General features: G+C 72.0%; 14 protein-coding genes. 3 read left to right on the plus strand and 11 right to left on the minus strand.

The window, feature by feature from the left end; all coding sequences use genetic code 11:
• The first annotated feature begins 90 nt into the window (after positions 1-90).
• Positions 91-1,437: a serine hydrolase domain-containing protein gene (locus ACWD2L_RS38575; protein ID WP_451193485.1), complete on the plus strand. Its 1,347-nt coding sequence runs from the start codon at positions 91-93 to the stop codon at positions 1,435-1,437.
• Positions 1,438-1,455: 18 nt separating this feature from the next.
• On the opposite strand, the gene ACWD2L_RS38580 is transcribed toward ACWD2L_RS38575, so the two are convergent.
• The 7 genes from ACWD2L_RS38580 to ACWD2L_RS38610 all read right to left on the minus strand — a co-directional run bounded on the left by ACWD2L_RS38580 (position 1,456) and on the right by ACWD2L_RS38610 (position 7,741).
• Positions 1,456-2,301: a prephenate dehydratase gene (locus ACWD2L_RS38580; protein ID WP_451193488.1), complete on the minus strand. Its 846-nt coding sequence runs from the start codon at positions 2,299-2,301 to the stop codon at positions 1,456-1,458.
• Positions 2,302-2,408: 107 nt separating this feature from the next.
• Positions 2,409-3,647 carry a cytochrome P450 family protein gene (locus tag ACWD2L_RS38585; RefSeq protein ID WP_451193491.1) on the minus strand — a complete coding sequence of 413 codons (1,239 nt, stop codon included), beginning with the start codon at positions 3,645-3,647 and terminating at the stop codon, positions 2,409-2,411.
• Positions 3,644-4,879 (minus strand): cytochrome P450, encoded by a 1,236-nt coding sequence (locus ACWD2L_RS38590; protein WP_451193494.1) that lies wholly within the window; start codon positions 4,877-4,879, stop codon positions 3,644-3,646. Before ACWD2L_RS38590 ends, ACWD2L_RS38585 begins: the two co-directional genes overlap by 4 nt.
• Positions 4,876-5,523: a GTP-binding protein gene (locus ACWD2L_RS38595; protein ID WP_451193497.1), complete on the minus strand. Its 648-nt coding sequence runs from the start codon at positions 5,521-5,523 to the stop codon at positions 4,876-4,878. The genes ACWD2L_RS38590 and ACWD2L_RS38595 overlap by 4 nt, the downstream gene beginning before the upstream one ends.
• On the minus strand, positions 5,498-5,857 hold the full coding sequence (locus ACWD2L_RS38600) for a DUF742 domain-containing protein (protein WP_451193500.1): 360 nt from the start codon (positions 5,855-5,857) through the stop codon (positions 5,498-5,500). The genes ACWD2L_RS38595 and ACWD2L_RS38600 overlap by 26 nt, the downstream gene beginning before the upstream one ends.
• A complete protein-coding gene (locus ACWD2L_RS38605; RefSeq protein WP_451193503.1) occupies positions 5,854-6,276 on the minus strand; it encodes a roadblock/LC7 domain-containing protein in 423 nt (140 codons plus the stop codon). Before ACWD2L_RS38605 ends, ACWD2L_RS38600 begins: the two co-directional genes overlap by 4 nt.
• A complete protein-coding gene (locus ACWD2L_RS38610; RefSeq protein ID WP_451193506.1) occupies positions 6,269-7,741 on the minus strand; it encodes an ATP-binding protein in 1,473 nt (490 codons plus the stop codon). Before ACWD2L_RS38610 ends, ACWD2L_RS38605 begins: the two co-directional genes overlap by 8 nt.
• 329 nt (positions 7,742-8,070) lie before the next feature.
• Between ACWD2L_RS38610 and ACWD2L_RS38615 the strand changes: the two genes are divergently transcribed.
• Both ACWD2L_RS38615 and ACWD2L_RS38620 read left to right on the plus strand, forming a co-directional pair.
• A complete protein-coding gene (locus tag ACWD2L_RS38615) occupies positions 8,071-9,096 on the plus strand; it encodes a COG1361 S-layer family protein (RefSeq protein WP_451193526.1) in 1,026 nt (341 codons plus the stop codon).
• Between the two features lie 377 nt (positions 9,097-9,473).
• Positions 9,474-10,472 carry a LysR family transcriptional regulator gene (locus ACWD2L_RS38620; protein ID WP_451193509.1) on the plus strand — a complete coding sequence of 333 codons (999 nt, stop codon included), beginning with the start codon at positions 9,474-9,476 and terminating at the stop codon, positions 10,470-10,472.
• Positions 10,473-10,482: 10 nt separating this feature from the next.
• On the opposite strand, the gene ACWD2L_RS38625 is transcribed toward ACWD2L_RS38620, so the two are convergent.
• From ACWD2L_RS38625 to ACWD2L_RS38640, 4 genes are all read right to left on the minus strand, one after another.
• Entirely contained in the window at positions 10,483-11,253 is a 771-nt protein-coding gene (locus ACWD2L_RS38625; protein WP_451193512.1) for an SDR family oxidoreductase, read from the minus strand.
• A 205-nt stretch (positions 11,254-11,458) separates the two neighbouring features.
• Complete coding sequence (locus ACWD2L_RS38630) at positions 11,459-11,599, minus strand: hypothetical protein (RefSeq protein ID WP_451193515.1); 141 nt, start codon at positions 11,597-11,599, stop codon at positions 11,459-11,461.
• A 1-nt stretch (position 11,600) separates the two neighbouring features.
• A complete protein-coding gene (gene treY, locus ACWD2L_RS38635) occupies positions 11,601-13,985 on the minus strand; it encodes a malto-oligosyltrehalose synthase (RefSeq protein ID WP_451193517.1) in 2,385 nt (794 codons plus the stop codon).
• Positions 13,986-14,127: 142 nt separating this feature from the next.
• A partial coding sequence (locus ACWD2L_RS38640) for an alpha amylase C-terminal domain-containing protein (RefSeq protein ID WP_451193520.1) occupies positions 14,128-14,671 on the minus strand: 544 nt, incomplete at its 5' end.

Genomic DNA, 14,671 nt, shown 5'->3' on the forward strand with positions numbered 1-14,671 from the left:
CCGGCGCCCGACTCCGCCTTGTTCCGAAACGCCGGGTCTCATAGCACCATTGACCGACTCACCCGCGCCCGCGTCCCCGAGGGAGAAGTCATGTCACGAGCGTCCGCCGCACAGGTCTGGATCACGGAGAATCTTCCCAAGCTGATCGCCGTGCACAAGGTGCCGGGCGCCCAGGTCGCCGTGCTGGTGGACGACCAGGTGGTGGACGCGGCCGCCGGTGTGGTGAACAAGGCCACCGGGGTGCCCGTCACCCCGGACGCGGTCTTCCAGATCGGGTCGATCACCAAGGTCTGGACGGCGACCCTGATCCAGCAGCTGGCGAACGAGGGCCGCCTCGACGTGGACCGCCCGGTGCGCCAGTACCTGCCGGAGTTCGCCCTCGCCGACGAGCACGCCGCCGCCACCGTCACCGTCCGTCAACTGCTCTGCCACACCTCGGGCATGGAGGGCGACCGGTTCACCGACACGGGCGCGAACGACGACGCGGTGGAGCGCTATCTGCCCACCCTGGCCGACGCCGAGCAGCTGTATCCGCCGGGCGAGCAGTTCTCGTACTGCAACAGCGGCTACGTCGTCCTCGGCCGCCTCGTCGAGGTGCTGCGCGCGCAGAGCTTCAACGCGGCGCTGCGCGAACACCTGGTGACGCCGCTCGGTCTCCCCCACGTGGCGACCCATGTCGGCGAGGCCATCCTGGAACTGCCCGCCATCGGCCACCTCGGCCCCGACCCCCAGCCGGCACCGGTCTACGGACTGCCGCCCTCCACCGCCCCGGCCGGCGCCGCACTGGCCATGCCGGCGCGCACCCTGCTCGGATTCGCCCGACACCACCTGAGCGAGGGCGCGTTCGACGTGATGCGCGAGACGCAGGTGACCGCGCCGCCCCTGGGGGCGCTGGGTGACCGCTGGGGTCTCGGCTGGATGCTCTTCGACCAGCCCGAGCGTTCCATGATCGGCCACGACGGGGGCACGATCGGGCAGTACGCGTTCCTACGGGTGGTGCCCGAGGCGGGCGTCGCCGTCGCCGTGCTCACCAACGGGGGCGATGCGGCGGCGCTCTTCCAGGACGTCGGGGGCCACCTCCTCGGCGAACTCGCCGGCGCCCGGCTGCCGGCCCTGCCCCGGCCCCCCGAGCAGCCGGCAGCGGTCGACGCGCACCGCGCCACCGGCACCTACCGCTCCACGCTGCTCGACTTCGACGTCACCGTCCACGACGACGGCGGTATGTGGCTGACCACCACGCCGCGCACCAGCGAGGCCAGGGTGCTGCTCGGCGAGGACAGCGTCAGCCAGCAGCTGGTGGGCCTCGGCCCCGACCGACTGGTCACCGTGGAGGAGCGCGCGGGGCGGCACGAGGTGTTCGTCCTGGTCGGCGAGGACGCGGACGGGCGGGCGCGGTACCTCCACAACAGCCGGGCGGCGGCGCGTCTCACGGGCTGAGCGGTCGATCGGTACGCCTCACACGCTCCGCTCCCCCAGGCGGTGCGGGTCGGCCGGATAGACACCGAGTACGCGGACCTCGGACGAGAAGAACTGCAGTTCCTGCAGGGCGAGTGCGACACGGGGGTCGTCGGGGTGGCCCTCGATCTCGACGTAGAAGCAGCTCGGGTTGAGGCCCGCGCCCAGCTGATAGCTCTCGATCTTGGTGAGGTTCACGGCGCTGCTGGCGAAGCCGCCGAGCGCCTTGTAGAGGGCGCTCGGGATGTTCCGGACGGCGAAGAACAGGCTCGTCATGGTCGGTCCGCCCCCTACGGGGGCGAAATCGGCGTCACGGGACAGGACGACGAAACGTGTGGTGTTGTCCGGGTTGTCCTCGACGCCCGCCTGCAACACCTCAAGGCCGTAGTGCCCGGCAGCGGCCGGCGGGGCCAGCGCCGCGTGCCGGGGGTCGCCCAGTTCGGCCACCTCGCGGGCCGCGCCCGCGGTGTCGTCGCTGACGCGCGTACGCCAGCCGCCCGCGCGCACGACCTTCCGGCACTGCCCGAGGGCGTGCACATGGCTTCGGACGCACTCCACTTGGCCGAGTGACGTACCCGGCACACCCATGAGGTCGAAGCGGATGGCGAGGAAGTACTCGCCGATCACGAACAGGCCCGACTCCGGGAGCAAATGGTGCACATCGGCGACACGGCCGGCCGTGGAGTTGTCCACGGGGATCACCGCGAGGTCGGCGGCGCCCGTCGTCACGGCGTCCAGTGCCTGCTCGAAGCCCACACAGGGCACTTCCGTGCACCCCGGGAACAGCCGCTGGGCGACGGTCGCCGAGTTGGAGGCGTACTCGCCTTGATACGCGATGCTGGTCACAGGGTGTCACTTTCGGTGCGGAGGCCGTTGCCGTCGATCAGTGGGACCTATGGGGTCTACAGGAGATCCAACACTGTCACCTCCGCACCGCGAGCACCGGAGGGGCCTCAGCCGTGCAGCCGCACCGGGATCCGCTGCCAGCCGTACGCGATGAACGACGGGACCTGGCGCAGTTCCTCCTCGCCGACGGCGAGACGCAGGTCCGGGTAGCGGTCGAAGAGGGCGGGCAGCGCGGTGCGCGCCTCCAGGCGGGCGAGCGGGGCGCCGATGCAGCGGTGGACGCCGATGCCGAAGGACATGTGGTCGTCGGCGGCGTGGGTCGCGTCGAACTCCGATGCCGTGGGCCCGTAGTGCTCGGGGTCGTAGCCCGAGGCGGCGTACGTCGTCAGGATCGCGTCGCCCGCCGGGATCGTCACGCCGTCGACGGTCACGTCGGTGACCGCGAACCGCAGCGGCAGGCTGGCGATGGAAGGGTGCACGCGCAGCGTCTCGTCGATGACGGCATCCCAGGCGATCTCGCCGGAGCGGACGGCGGCGAGCTGCTCGGGGTGGGTGAGCAGGGCGACGACCGCGTTGCCGATCAGGTTGACGGTCGTCTCGAAGCCGGCGCCGATGACCAGGAGCAGGGTGTAGAGCAGCTCCTCGTCGCTGAGCCGGTCGCCGTCCTCCGCGCGCACCCGCAGCAGCTCGGTGGTCATGTCGTCGCCGGGGTGCTCGGTGCGGTGGGCGATGATCGCCGGGAGTACGGTACCGATCTGCTCCTGCACGAACGCGCCGTGTTCGGGGCTCGGGTCGGAGGTGTCCATGATGGCGTCGACGAGGCGCTCGACCGGGCCGAGCAACTCGTCGGGTACACCGAAGAGTTCGCAGATGAGCTGCATCGGCAGCTGGTTGGCGTACAGCGGACGCAGGTCCACGACCTCGCCGGGCGCCGTGGCGTCGAGGGCCTTGAGGAGTGTCTCGGTGATGTGCTCGACGCGTGGGCGCATCACCTCGGTGCGGCGGGCGGTGAAGCTGGGCGCGACGAGCTTGCGCAGCCGGGTGTGGTCGGGGCCGTAGGTGGAGAGCATGTTGACCACGCCGACCCAGCCAAGTACCCAGCCCCACGCGGGGTGTTCGCCGATCTCGGGCCACAGCGACCAGTGCTTGCGCGGGTCCTTGCTCACCTGCGGATCCAGGATCAGCGACCGGAGGGTGTCGTAGCGGGTCGGCGCCCAGGCCGGGATTCCGCCGGGCAGCTCGACGGGGACCACGGATCCCGCCGCGCGCAGTCGGGCGGCCTCGGCCGGCAGGTCGGCGCCGAACGGGTCGATGGCGATACGGGGCGAGGACGCGGTCTCGGTCACTCAGCTGCTCCTGACTGGGTCGCGGTACGAGGGGCGAAGCGGACCGGCAGCTCCGTCAGGGAGCGGTGGAACGGGCCGGTGCGCCAGGTCAGTTGCTCGCGCGGGATGCGCGGCTCCAGGTCGGGGAGCCACTGGGTGAGGCGTTCGATGGCCTCGGTGGCGATGAGCAGGGTGTGCTGCTTGACCGGGCAGGAGTGCTCTCCGGCCGACCACGACAGGTGCGAGGCGTCGTGCGGATGACGGTCCCCCGCGGTGTCCACCTCCGCCGCCTGCCCGAGGGCGCCGTAGGAGATGACGACGGGGACGGCGGCGCGCACCCACACGCCGTGGAACGTCAGCGGTTTGCGGGCGAAGTGGATGCCGTAGTTGGCCAACGGGGTCTCGTGGCGCAGGACTTCGACGACGGCGTCCATGACCGGCCTGGATCCGCTGGTCAGCGTCGAGTAGTACGCCGGGTTGCCGAGGATCCGCGAGAGGGAGTTGGAGACGAGGTTGGCGGTGGGCTCGTGGCCCGCGCCGAGCATGAGGAAGACCTGCCAGGTGACCTCCTCGGGGGTGAGGCCGAGGGGGTGGTCGAGCAGCCAACTGGTCAGGTCCTGGCCGCGTTCGGTGCTCTTGGCGGCGACGAGGTCCAGGATGTAGCGGCCGAACTCCTCCTCGCCGCGCGCCGCCTGGTCACCACCGTCCATGATCCACGCGATCGCGGCCTGCAGCCGGTCGCTCTCGCTGTCCGGCAGCCCGAAGAGGTCGTTGAAGACGAGTGACATCAGCGGGCGGGCGAACTCGCTCACGAGGTCGGCCCGCCCCCTGGACGCCATCCCGGCGGCCAGCACGTCCACGGCGCGGTGCACCCGCTCGCGCAGGTCGTGCGGCTCCACCAGGTCGAAGGCGTCGGAGAGCGAGGTCCGGTAGCGGACGTGCAACTCGCCGTCGTTGAACAGGGCGTTGGGCCGCCAGCGCATCATTCCGAGGATCGGCGTGTCGCCGTCGACGGTCTCCTCCCACGGCCGCGGGTCGTGCGACCAGGCCTCGGCGTCGTGCAGCAGGTCGAGAGCGGCGCGCCGACCAGTCACGACGTACGCGGGTACGCCGGGGGCGAGTTCGGCGTGGCCGACCGGGCCCTGGGCGCGCAGGGCCTCGTAGTAGCTGTGCGGGTCGGTGGCGAAGCCGTCCTCCCACAGGCGGACCGGCGCCGACAGGTGGAAGTCCTCGGCCTGCGCGGGATACGTCATCGGGGCTCCGGGATGCTGCGGTCGATCAGGTGCTGTACGAGGGCGAGCAGCGCGTCGACGGAGGAGTGCGTGTCACGGGCGTCGCAGATCACCATCGGGGTGTCGTCGTCCAGGTCGAGGGAGCGCCGCACCTGCTCGTCGGTGTAACTTCGGGAATCCGGGAAGGTGTTGAGGGCGACGGCGTAGGGCAGCCCCGACTCCTCGACGAGACCGAGGGCGTCGAAGGACTCGTCGATCCTGCGGGTGTCGACCAGCACGAGGGCGCCGAGCGCGCCGTACGCGATGTCGTCCCACAGCGCACGGAAGCGCTCCTGTCCCGGCGTGCCGAACAGGTAGAGGACGGCCCCGCCCTTGAGGCTGATCCGGCCGAAGTCGATGGCGACGGTCGTGGTCTTCTTCTCCCGCACGCCCGCGAGGTCGTCGACCGCCACCGATGCCTCGGTGAGCTGCTCCTCGGTGTGCAGCGGGCGGATCTCGGAGACGGAGTCGATCAGGGTGGTCTTGCCCACTCCGAAGGGCCCGGTGACGAGAATCTTCACCAACTCCCGTGCGGTGTCCGGGAGATGCACGGAGCCCTTGGCCCTCGCGGGCGCGGTGGTGGCAGCTGAGGGCGCGGACTTAGCGCTTGAGGGCGCGGAGGCCATCGGCGACTCTCTTCAACAGATCGGTATCGGGCTGCGCGGCGGGCGGGACCGGCGGGCGGGCGCCCACGAGCCCCTGGTCGATCAGAGCGGCGGCGAGCACCCGCACGGCGGAGACCGGCAGTTCGAGCAGGGCGGCGGACTCGACCACCGTGAGCGAGCCACCGTCCAGGGTGCGCAGCAGGGCGTGCTGCGCGGCGGGCAGGGTCGCGGGCCAGGGCGCTCCGACTCCGGTCAGTACGGAGAGGCGCTCCAGGCTGTTGCGGCTGGGCCGCGCGACCCCGCCGGTGGCGAGGTACGCGGGGACCAGCGGCCGGCCGTTCCGGCGGCCCGTCATGCCTCAGCGCCGCCGTCGTCCCCGCGCGGCGCCGCCGACATGGCCTTCTCCCCGAGCCTGGCCACCTGGGAGTGGACACGGTGGCCGAGCAGGTCGAGGCGGACCTCGGGGTCACCGAAGGCGGCGACACAGGTGCCGTGCGCGGTGGGCGCGACGAGGATGTAGCCGTGGTCGGACTCGATGACCACCTGGCGTACGTCCGCGGACTCCTGGTCGGCGAAGGCGGCCGCCGCGGTGCGGCAGGCGCCCTGCACGGTGCTGGTGATGGCAGCGACGCGCTCCGCGGACGCCTGCGTCAACGCCTCGGTGTACCCGGAGATCAGGCCGTCCCTGGTGAGCAGGACGGCGGCCTGGACGTGCGGGATCTCCAGGATCGGATCGAGGACCCAAGCGCTGTCGCCGAGGTCACGGCTACTCATCGGGGGTGTTCCCTTCACTGGTGCCGGGGCGGTCGCCGGCGGTGTCGTGCGGTTGCTGTGCGGGCCGCTCCTCCCGCGCCGCGGCGGTGGCCGCTTGGAGGGCGCCGAGCGCGGCGGCCTGTTCCTCGGGGCTGCGGTGCGCGGCGGTCCGGGGCTTCGGCGGTGCCGGGCGCGCATCGGGCTGCGCGTCCGCGTCGGGTTGTGCGTCGGTGCGGACCCGGCGGCGGCGTCGGGGCAGCTCGTCGCCGTCGGTGGACGGGGTGGCCACCGGGGCCGGTTCGGGTGCGGGTGCCGCCGGGGCCTCGTCCGTCGCGAGGGCGTGGGTGTCGCGGGCGTCCTCGCGCGGGGTGTCCCGAGTGGACCGGGGAGCCGCCGCGGCGGGCCTGCGCTCCTCGGGGGCGATCCGGCACAGGAGGTGGTCCCGTACGAGCAGGACCGCGCGGACGCCGCCGTACGGCGAGGGCGACGACAGGTCGACGGACAGGTCGAACTGGCGGGTCAGCTGGCCGATCGCGGCGAGTCCCATGCGGGGCGGGTCGCCGAGCTCGGACAGGAGGATGGGCTCCTCCCCCGCCACCATCCGCTGCGCGTGGGCCCGTTCGTCGGAGCTCATCCCGACACCGGCGTCGTCGACGGTCACGCTGACGCCGTGGTGGACGCGTTCGAGGTGCACGCCCACGGAGGTGTCGGACGAGGAGTACCGCAGGGCGTTGTCGAGCAGTTCGGCGACGATGATGGCGACCGGTTCGACGGCGTGCGAGATGAGCCCGGTGCCGTCCTCGAGGTGGTTGTGGACCTCGACCCGGTCGTATCCGGAGAGCCGCGACTGGCCGCCGGTGACGGCCTCCACCAGGTGCGACTCACCGCGGGCGAGCCCGACCCAGGCCCCGCAGACCACGGCGGCGACCTGCGCGCGGCGCAGCGACTGCTCGTTCTCGTGGTCGAGCGCGTACAGCGTCTGCGCCAACTCCGGGTCGTCGTAGCGCTCCTGGAGCCCGCGCAGGACGTCCTGCAGCCGGTACAGGCCCGCCTGGATCTCGCGGGTGGCGCCGCGCATTCCGGCGCGGGCGGCGGCGTCGACCCGCTTGCGCTCCTGGGCGACGGCGGCGCGCAGTCCGTCGAGTACGGCGTCGAGCCCCGCGGCCAGTTCCTTGCCGCCGAGTTCGGGCTGTAGGGGGCCGGGCACCTGGAAGTGCGGGTGGGTGGCGTGGGTGGCGGCGGCCGGCATGCGCTTGCCGGAGAGGTGGGCGACTTCGGAGGTGAACGCCGCGGCGAGGTCGTCGAGTTCCTCGCGGGCGGCCTCCAGCTCCTCGCCGCACGCTTGGAGGCGGGAGCGGAGCGCATCGCTCTCGTCGCGCTGCCTGCCGTTCCGCTGACGGGCCTTCAGGAGCCCGCCGCCGAGCGCGAACGCCGACACGGTCCCGGCGGCCAGCGCGCCCGCGGCCAGCTCGGGTATCTCAATCATGGATGCGGACCTCGAGGAGAACTGGGCGTGGGGACCGACTGCGAGGAGGGCGCGGAAGCCCGCCCACCACTTGCGACCCTACCCCCCGCCACACGTTCGAGTGAAGCCGTCCCGGATCTTGACGCGCCGATACGGCGGGCCAGTTGACGACGCGTCGTCAACACTCGGACGAATTCCCGCACCGGCCCCTCACGGCGAGACCGGGCCGGGCCGCCCGACACGGCGGAGTAATATCACCCCTTTATGGCTCATTTACTCCTAATGCCTGACTAATGACCTTCACCCCTGACAGGCAGCGTTCTGACGGCATGTCATCCAGCGGGCGGCTGATGCGACGCGGACGCTGGCTCGCCATCGCGACGGTGGTGGCAGCCGGCGCGGCCGCCCCCGCAGCAGCGGAACCCTCCCCCTCCACTCCTACGTTTGCGGCCTCATCCGCGTCGCCGCAGGAACGCGCACCGCGTGCGGCCGGGCCACTCCGGCTGGAGAAGACCGTGACCCCCGATCCGCTCACGGTGGGCGGCAGCGGTGTCTACACCCTGACCGTCACCAACACCGGCGACGAGAGCGCCCACGACGTCACCGTGACCGACAACCTCGACGCCCACCTGAGCCCGGACGGTGGCGCCTCCGCCGGCTGCACCACCTCCGACTCCGCCGTGACCTGCGGCGGCTCCGGGAACGACCTGGCACCCGGGGCCTCCGCCACGTACGAGATCCCGGTGACCGTCGACCCGTCCACCACGGACGGCACGAACATCGTCAACCACGCCACCGCGACCAGCAGCGACGCCCAGAGCGCCGATGCGCAGACCATCGCGCAGACGCACACCAACGTGAAGCTCACCAAGACCGCGCCGGCCACCGTCGATCCCGACGGCAGTTACGACTACACCTTCACCGTGACCAACGAAGGCCCCTCCGACGCCGTCGATGTCTACGTGGAGGACAACACCGACGGTCAGGACCTCGACATCCAGGACCTTCCCGCCGAATGCCCGCCCAGCGGCACCACCGTCACGTGCGATCTGGACACCCTCGCCCCCGGCGAGGAACGCACCTTCACCGTCAGGGTCCACGCCCACGACGACGTCCCGGCCGGCACCGTCATCCCCAACTGTGCCGACGTCTACACCGGCAGCCGGGAGACGGTCAGCGCCGACAACCACTCCTGTACGACCACGGCGGTGACCCCGCACACCGCCCCCCAACACCGGCGATCCGACGGACACGCCGTCGCCCACCGCCGACCCGACAGACACCGTGTCACCCACCTCCAGCCCCACGGTTCCCGACCCGTCCGACACCCCCGCGCCCACGACAAGCACACCCGTCCCCCACGGCGGCCCCGGTGACCAACTGGCGGACACCGGAGCCCCGCGCACCAGCCTCCTGGCCGCGATCGGCTTCGCCTTCGCCGCCGTCGGCACCGGTGCTGTACTCGCGACGCGCCGCGTCCGCACCCGGCGCCACTGAGCCATCACTCCGAGCCGGACCTACGCGGTCAACGCCCCAACCCAACGCGGCGAATTCCAGGGGCGTTGACCAGCATCGGCTCGCCACGCGGCGACACCCCCGAGCGTGCCGCGCCGGGCAGGGAAGCCCCCGGACGCACCGGGACCACGCCCCTCAACGCACCCGAGCCGCGCCCCCGGGAATCTCCCCCGCCGGAACCGGGTTGTCGACGACCACGGGGTGGATCAGAAGCCGCCCGGGGAGGGAGCGGGAGCCCATGAGTCTTCGCCGGTTCGAGTACGCCCTGGCTGTCGCCGAGGAGGGCTCGGTGACAGCGGCGGCCGAGCGGCTGCGCGTCGCCCAGCCGTCGGTGTCCCAGCAGATCCGCGGTCTTGAGCGGGAGCTGGGCGTGACGCTGTTCGCCCGCACGCCGACCGGCCTGGTGCCCACCGCGGTCGGTCGCGCGTTCCTGCGGGACGCGGAGGTCGCGGTGCGGGCGGCGCGGCGGGCCGAGGCGACGGCGCGGGCCGGCGCCGACGACCTGGAGGGTGAGCTCGTCGTCGCGGCGCAGATGGGCCTCGGCACACGTCAACTGCCGGGCGCGCTGAGCGCGTTGCGCCGGCGCTTCCCGCGCCTTGAGATCACCGTGTTCGAGGAGGCGAACCCTGCCGACCTGGAGCGCCTCGCGCGCCGGGGCGCGGTGGACGTCGGCCTGATGGCGGGGCAGTGCACGGAAGGCATCTACGAGGGTCACCACCTCGGCGACGAGGAGTTCGTCGTGGTGCTGAGCCCCGAACACGCGCAGCTCGCCGCGGACCGGGTCGAGCTGCGCGAGGTGGCACGGGCGCCCTGGATCAGGTTCGACCAGAGCAGCGCGCTCGACGGTGTACTGCGGGACGTGCTCCGGGACAACGAACTGGCCCCGGCGACCGTCGCCCGTGTCTCCCAGACGGCGACGGCGGTGCGCTGGGCCGCCCACGGGCTGGGCGTGACGCTCGTCCCGACCTCCGCGGTGCCGCCCGGGTTCGAGCACCTCACGCGCCCCGTGTCTCCCGCCGTTTCGATGCCCACCATCGCCGCGATCCGGCCCGGCGCGGGTCCGGCGGAGCTGGCCCTGCTCGACTTTCTGCGTCAGGAGACCTGGTACCACACGGGATTCGCGTATCCACGGGACCCGTCGTTCATTTCCGGGCCCTCACTCCCCAATTCTCCGGATCCGGCTCCAACTCCAGGAGCGCCCGCAGCCCTCAATTCCTCAACCGGATCCTCATTCTGAATTCCTGGCGTCACCCCACGGGGAATTCACCACCGTCCACGGTGAGGTTCCTCCCCGTCAGCCAGCTCGCCCGGTCCGACACAAGGAAAAGCACCGCGTCGGCGATGTCGTCCGGCCGGCCGTCACGGCCCAGCGGAGGGGCCGTGTTGTCCTGGCCCGGCCCCTCGTTCAGGCTCGACCACTGCTCCCGCGTCGCCTCGCCGCCAGGGGTGGCGGTCCGACCCGGCGACACGGCGTTGACCCGGACCCCGAACGGGGCCAGTTCCAGGGCCAGTCCCCTGCTGTAGTTCTGCAACGCCGCCTTGGCCGCGGTGTAGTGCAGGAACGGCGGCGCCGATGTGGGGACGGCGGCCGAGGAGACGTGCACGACCGCGCCCGAACGCCGCTCACGCATCCCGGGAGTCAGCAGCGCGTCCAGCCGCACCGACGCCAGGTAGTTCAGGTCGAGTTGGTCCTGCCACTCCTCGTCGGGGATGGCCAGGGCGCTCGGAAAGGGGAGCGCTCCACCCGCGTTGTTGACCAGGATGTCCACGCCGCCGAGCACCTCCTGCGCAGCCTCGGCAAGCGCCCGCACTCCGTCCCGCGTCCGTACGTCCGCCTCTACAAAGGCGGCGCCTTCCGGCACCTCGTTCGGCTTCGACCTGGCGGTCGTGAGCACCTCCGCGCCCGCGTTCACGAGCTGCCGCACGACCGCCGCGCCGATTCCACGCGTACCACCCGTGACCAGGGCCCGCTTTCCCGCGAATTCCCGCATTTCTGATCCATTCTCCATTGTGGCCATTCCACCGGTCCTCTCGATTTCGTGATCCACGCTACGACCGGGAAACCAAGGAGAGCAAAGACGAAATAGCAGCAGGCGCCATAGGGGGTTCCTATGGCGCCTGAGACGCCGGATCGGGATTCATGACCCGTACGACGCCCCGGCGATCGGCACGCCGACGCACATGAGGGCCGCCAGGCCCACGCAACGCCGCTGGGCGAGACCGTCAGGTGCGGGCCTCACGCCGAATCGCGCGGCACCACCTGGTGAGCGAGGAGCCGCCGGTACCGATGCCCGACGAGTTGGCCATGTGGTTGATGACCGCGTCGGCGATGTCGCGCCCAAGGCGCCGACTGCGGTCCCTCAACTCACACGGCGCCTTCGTCTGCGCGGACGAGGAGCGCCACAGGGAGACGCTCGAAAAGTTCCGTCACGCGCGTGTGCCCGCTGAATCGCCGCTCCGGTGTCTTCCCGGTCAGCAGGTCGACCCACTCTCCCTCGGGGAGCGCGAGTTCCGTCGACCGCCATCCACCCGCCTCGGCGAGCCGCAGAGAAAGCCGGGTCGCCGCCACGACCACGCGGCCCGCGCGCGCGTAGGCGACGCAGTGCGCCTCGCCGGGGCCCTCGGCCGGCAACGGGTCGTAGGTGGCCGCGCCGCCGAACCACTCGGGGTGCGCGCGGCGCAGGCGCAGCGCGCACCTGGTGAGCTCCGCCTTGGTGCTGTGCTCCTCGGGGGCGAGGCGGGCGGGTGCCCGGTTGTCCGGGTCCACCAGGGCGCGGTACTCGTGCTCCGTGCCCTGGTAGAGGTCGGGTACGCCCGGCATCGTGAGGTGGACGAGGCCCTCGCCCAGGATGTTCGCGCGCACATGGGGTTCGAGGCCCTCCATGAAGCGCAGCACCTCGTGGCCGGGCGGGCCGCACGGGCCGGACGCCACGAAGTCCTGCACGGCGCGTTCGTAGTCCGCGTTCTGCTCCGTCCAGGTCGTGAACAACCCCGCCTCGCGCGCGTGCTTGAGCATCGCGGCTCCGATGCGGGCCGGTTCGGCGGGTCCGAGCCCGGCCACGGTCTGCCAGGCGGCCCAGGCCAGTTGGGGGTCGGGCGCGCTCTCCCCGCCGCCGCGGGTGGTGTGCTCGGTGACCTCCGCGAGCAGGGCCTCCCAACGATCGGGGCACTGTGTCAGGACGGCGATGGCGGCGCGCACGTCGGCGCTGCGCTTGGTGTCGTGCGTGGACAGGGCGGTCGACGTATAGGGCCAGTCGCGCTGCACGCGCGCGCAGTACGCGTGGAACGCCTCCGTGGAGACAGCGGGGTCGCCGGGTGAGCCGCCCACCTCCAGGGCGGACAGGAGCGGAGCGAACCGGTAGAACGCCGTGTCCTCCACCGACTTGGCGCGCAGTGCGGACGCGGTCTGGGCGAACCGGTCGCGGAATGCCGTGTGCGCGGGGCCCGCCCCGCGCCGCCCGAGCGCCAACTCCCGTACGGTGTCGACCGCGCGGGCCTCCTCGGGCACCGCGAACGCGGCCTTGGCCTCGCCGGCCGCAGACGCCGTCAGAACCGTCTCAGGGGCCGCTCCCCCGGTCGCGTACGGCCGGTACACCGGAACCCGCACCAGAAGCTCGCACAGCGCCGTACGCAGCGCCCAGGGGGCGTGGTCGCGCAGTTGGGTCTCCTCGGCGCACAGTGCGGCGGCCTCGCGCGTCAGCCGGTCCACCTCGGTGGCCAGTTCGTGCGTGACGACGCGGTGCGCGCAGCGGCGCACGGTCGTGGTCCAGTGCCCGCCCAGGTCCGCCGCGACCCCGGTGAACCGGCGGAACAGGCCCACGAGTTGATCGGCGCCCGCCGGGTCGGTGAACAGCCCGTCGATGTGCCGCAGGGCGTCGTACCCGGTGGTTCCGGCCACCGGCCACTCGGCGGGCAGCCGTTCCCCGTCCTCCAGGATCTTCTCGACGACGGTCCACCGGCCCCCGGCGGCCTCGCTCAGGCGCTGTACGTAGGCGCCGGGGTCCGCGAGTCCGTCGGGGTGGTCGATCCGCAGCCCGTCGACGACGCCCTCGCGCAACAGCCCGAGCACCGTGCCGTGCGTCGCCTCGAAGACCTCCGGCACCTCCACCCGTACGGCGATCAGATCCGAAATGGTGAAGAAGCGCCGGTAGTTGAGCTCGGTGCGGGCGAGGCGCCACCACGCGAGGCGGTACCACTGCGCGTCGAGGAGTCGCGGCATCGGCAGGCCGCTGGTGCCCTCGCGCAGGGGCAACGCGTGCTCGTAGTAGCGCAGTACGTCGCCGTCCACCCGCAAGTGCGGCAGCTCCTCGCCCACAGGGCCGCCCAGGACCGGCAGCAGCACCCGGCCCCCCTGCGCCTCCCAGTCGATGTCGAACCAGCGCGCATACGGTGACGAAGGTCCGTCACGCAGTACGTCGCGCAGCGGCCGGTTGTACGACACGGCGGCCGCCATGTGGTTGGGCACGAGGTCCACGACGAGCCCCAGGCCGTGCCCCCGCGCCGTCCGGGCGAGGTCCCGCAGGCCCGCCTCGCCGCCCAACTCGGCGCGTACGCGCGCGTGGTCGACCACGTCGTATCCGTGCGTCGAACCCGGCACCGCCTCCAGGACGGGCGACAGATGCAGGTGCGACACCCCCAGGGAGGCCAGATACGGGACGGCCGCTGCGGCCTCGGCGAACCCGAAGTCCGGCTGCAACTGGAGCCGATACGTCGCCGTGGGCGTCGTCGGCACCGGCGTCACGGGCGACATCTGATGGAAGCTCCCTTCGGGCCGGAACAGGGGACGGTCGCACCGGGAACACGACCGGCCCCTTCAGCGTCCGCCCAGTTCTGGGCCGATGCCATCCCAGAGTGCCCCCTCGCAGGCCCCGGCCGCCATGGTCGGGTCGGCCTCAAGGCGCCGGTGCCAGCCACAAGGTGGCGAGCGGCGGCAGGCACACCTCCAACGAGGCGGGGAGGCCGTGGCAGGCAATCGGTTCGGGGGTGAGCGAAGGGCCGACCGCGACCCCGCTACCGCCGTACCGTTCCGCATCCGTGTTGATGACCTCCCGCCAGCCGCCGGAGGCCGTCCTCGGCACACCGAGCCGGACGCCCTCGCGCACCACGGGCGAGAAGTTGCAGACGGCAAGCAGGGGGCTGTCGGCGGCGGCGTAACGCAGGAACGCGAGCACGTTGTCGTCCGCGTTGTCGGCCATGACCCAGCGGAAGCCGGCCGGGTCGGTGTCCCGCTCCCACAGGGCGGGGGCGGCCGTGTAGCGGTCGTTGAGGTCCTTGATCAGGCGTTGCACCCCCAGGTGGTCCTCTCTGCCGGCGGCCCCCTCTTCGATCAGGTTCCATTCCAGGCCGTGGGCTTCGGACCATTCGGCGCCTTGTGCGAATTCCTGGCCCATGAAGAGGAGTTGTTTGCCGGGGTGGGCCCACATAAAGGCGAGGTAG

The organism is Streptomyces sp. NPDC002754, from assembly GCF_053592315.1.

Bases quoted from the DNA above. Each gene is read 5' to 3' on its own strand.
- ACWD2L_RS38575 (WP_451193485.1), top strand. From the start codon at position 91: ATGTCACGAGCGTCCGCCGCACAGGTCTGGATCACGGAGAATCTTCCC.
- ACWD2L_RS38590 (WP_451193494.1), bottom strand. From the start codon at position 4,879: ATGACGTATCCCGCGCAGGCCGAGGACTTCCACCTGTCGGCGCCGGTC.
- ACWD2L_RS38595 (WP_451193497.1), bottom strand. From the start codon at position 5,523: ATGGCCTCCGCGCCCTCAAGCGCTAAGTCCGCGCCCTCAGCTGCCACC.
- ACWD2L_RS38600 (WP_451193500.1), bottom strand. From the start codon at position 5,857: ATGACGGGCCGCCGGAACGGCCGGCCGCTGGTCCCCGCGTACCTCGCC.
- ACWD2L_RS38605 (WP_451193503.1), bottom strand. From the start codon at position 6,276: ATGAGTAGCCGTGACCTCGGCGACAGCGCTTGGGTCCTCGATCCGATC.
- ACWD2L_RS38610 (WP_451193506.1), bottom strand. From the start codon at position 7,741: ATGATTGAGATACCCGAGCTGGCCGCGGGCGCGCTGGCCGCCGGGACC.
- ACWD2L_RS38615 (WP_451193526.1), top strand. From the start codon at position 8,071: ATGCGACGCGGACGCTGGCTCGCCATCGCGACGGTGGTGGCAGCCGGC.
- ACWD2L_RS38620 (WP_451193509.1), top strand. From the start codon at position 9,474: ATGAGTCTTCGCCGGTTCGAGTACGCCCTGGCTGTCGCCGAGGAGGGC.
- ACWD2L_RS38625 (WP_451193512.1), bottom strand. From the start codon at position 11,253: ATGGCCACAATGGAGAATGGATCAGAAATGCGGGAATTCGCGGGAAAG.
- treY (WP_451193517.1), bottom strand. From the start codon at position 13,985: ATGTCGCCCGTGACGCCGGTGCCGACGACGCCCACGGCGACGTATCGG.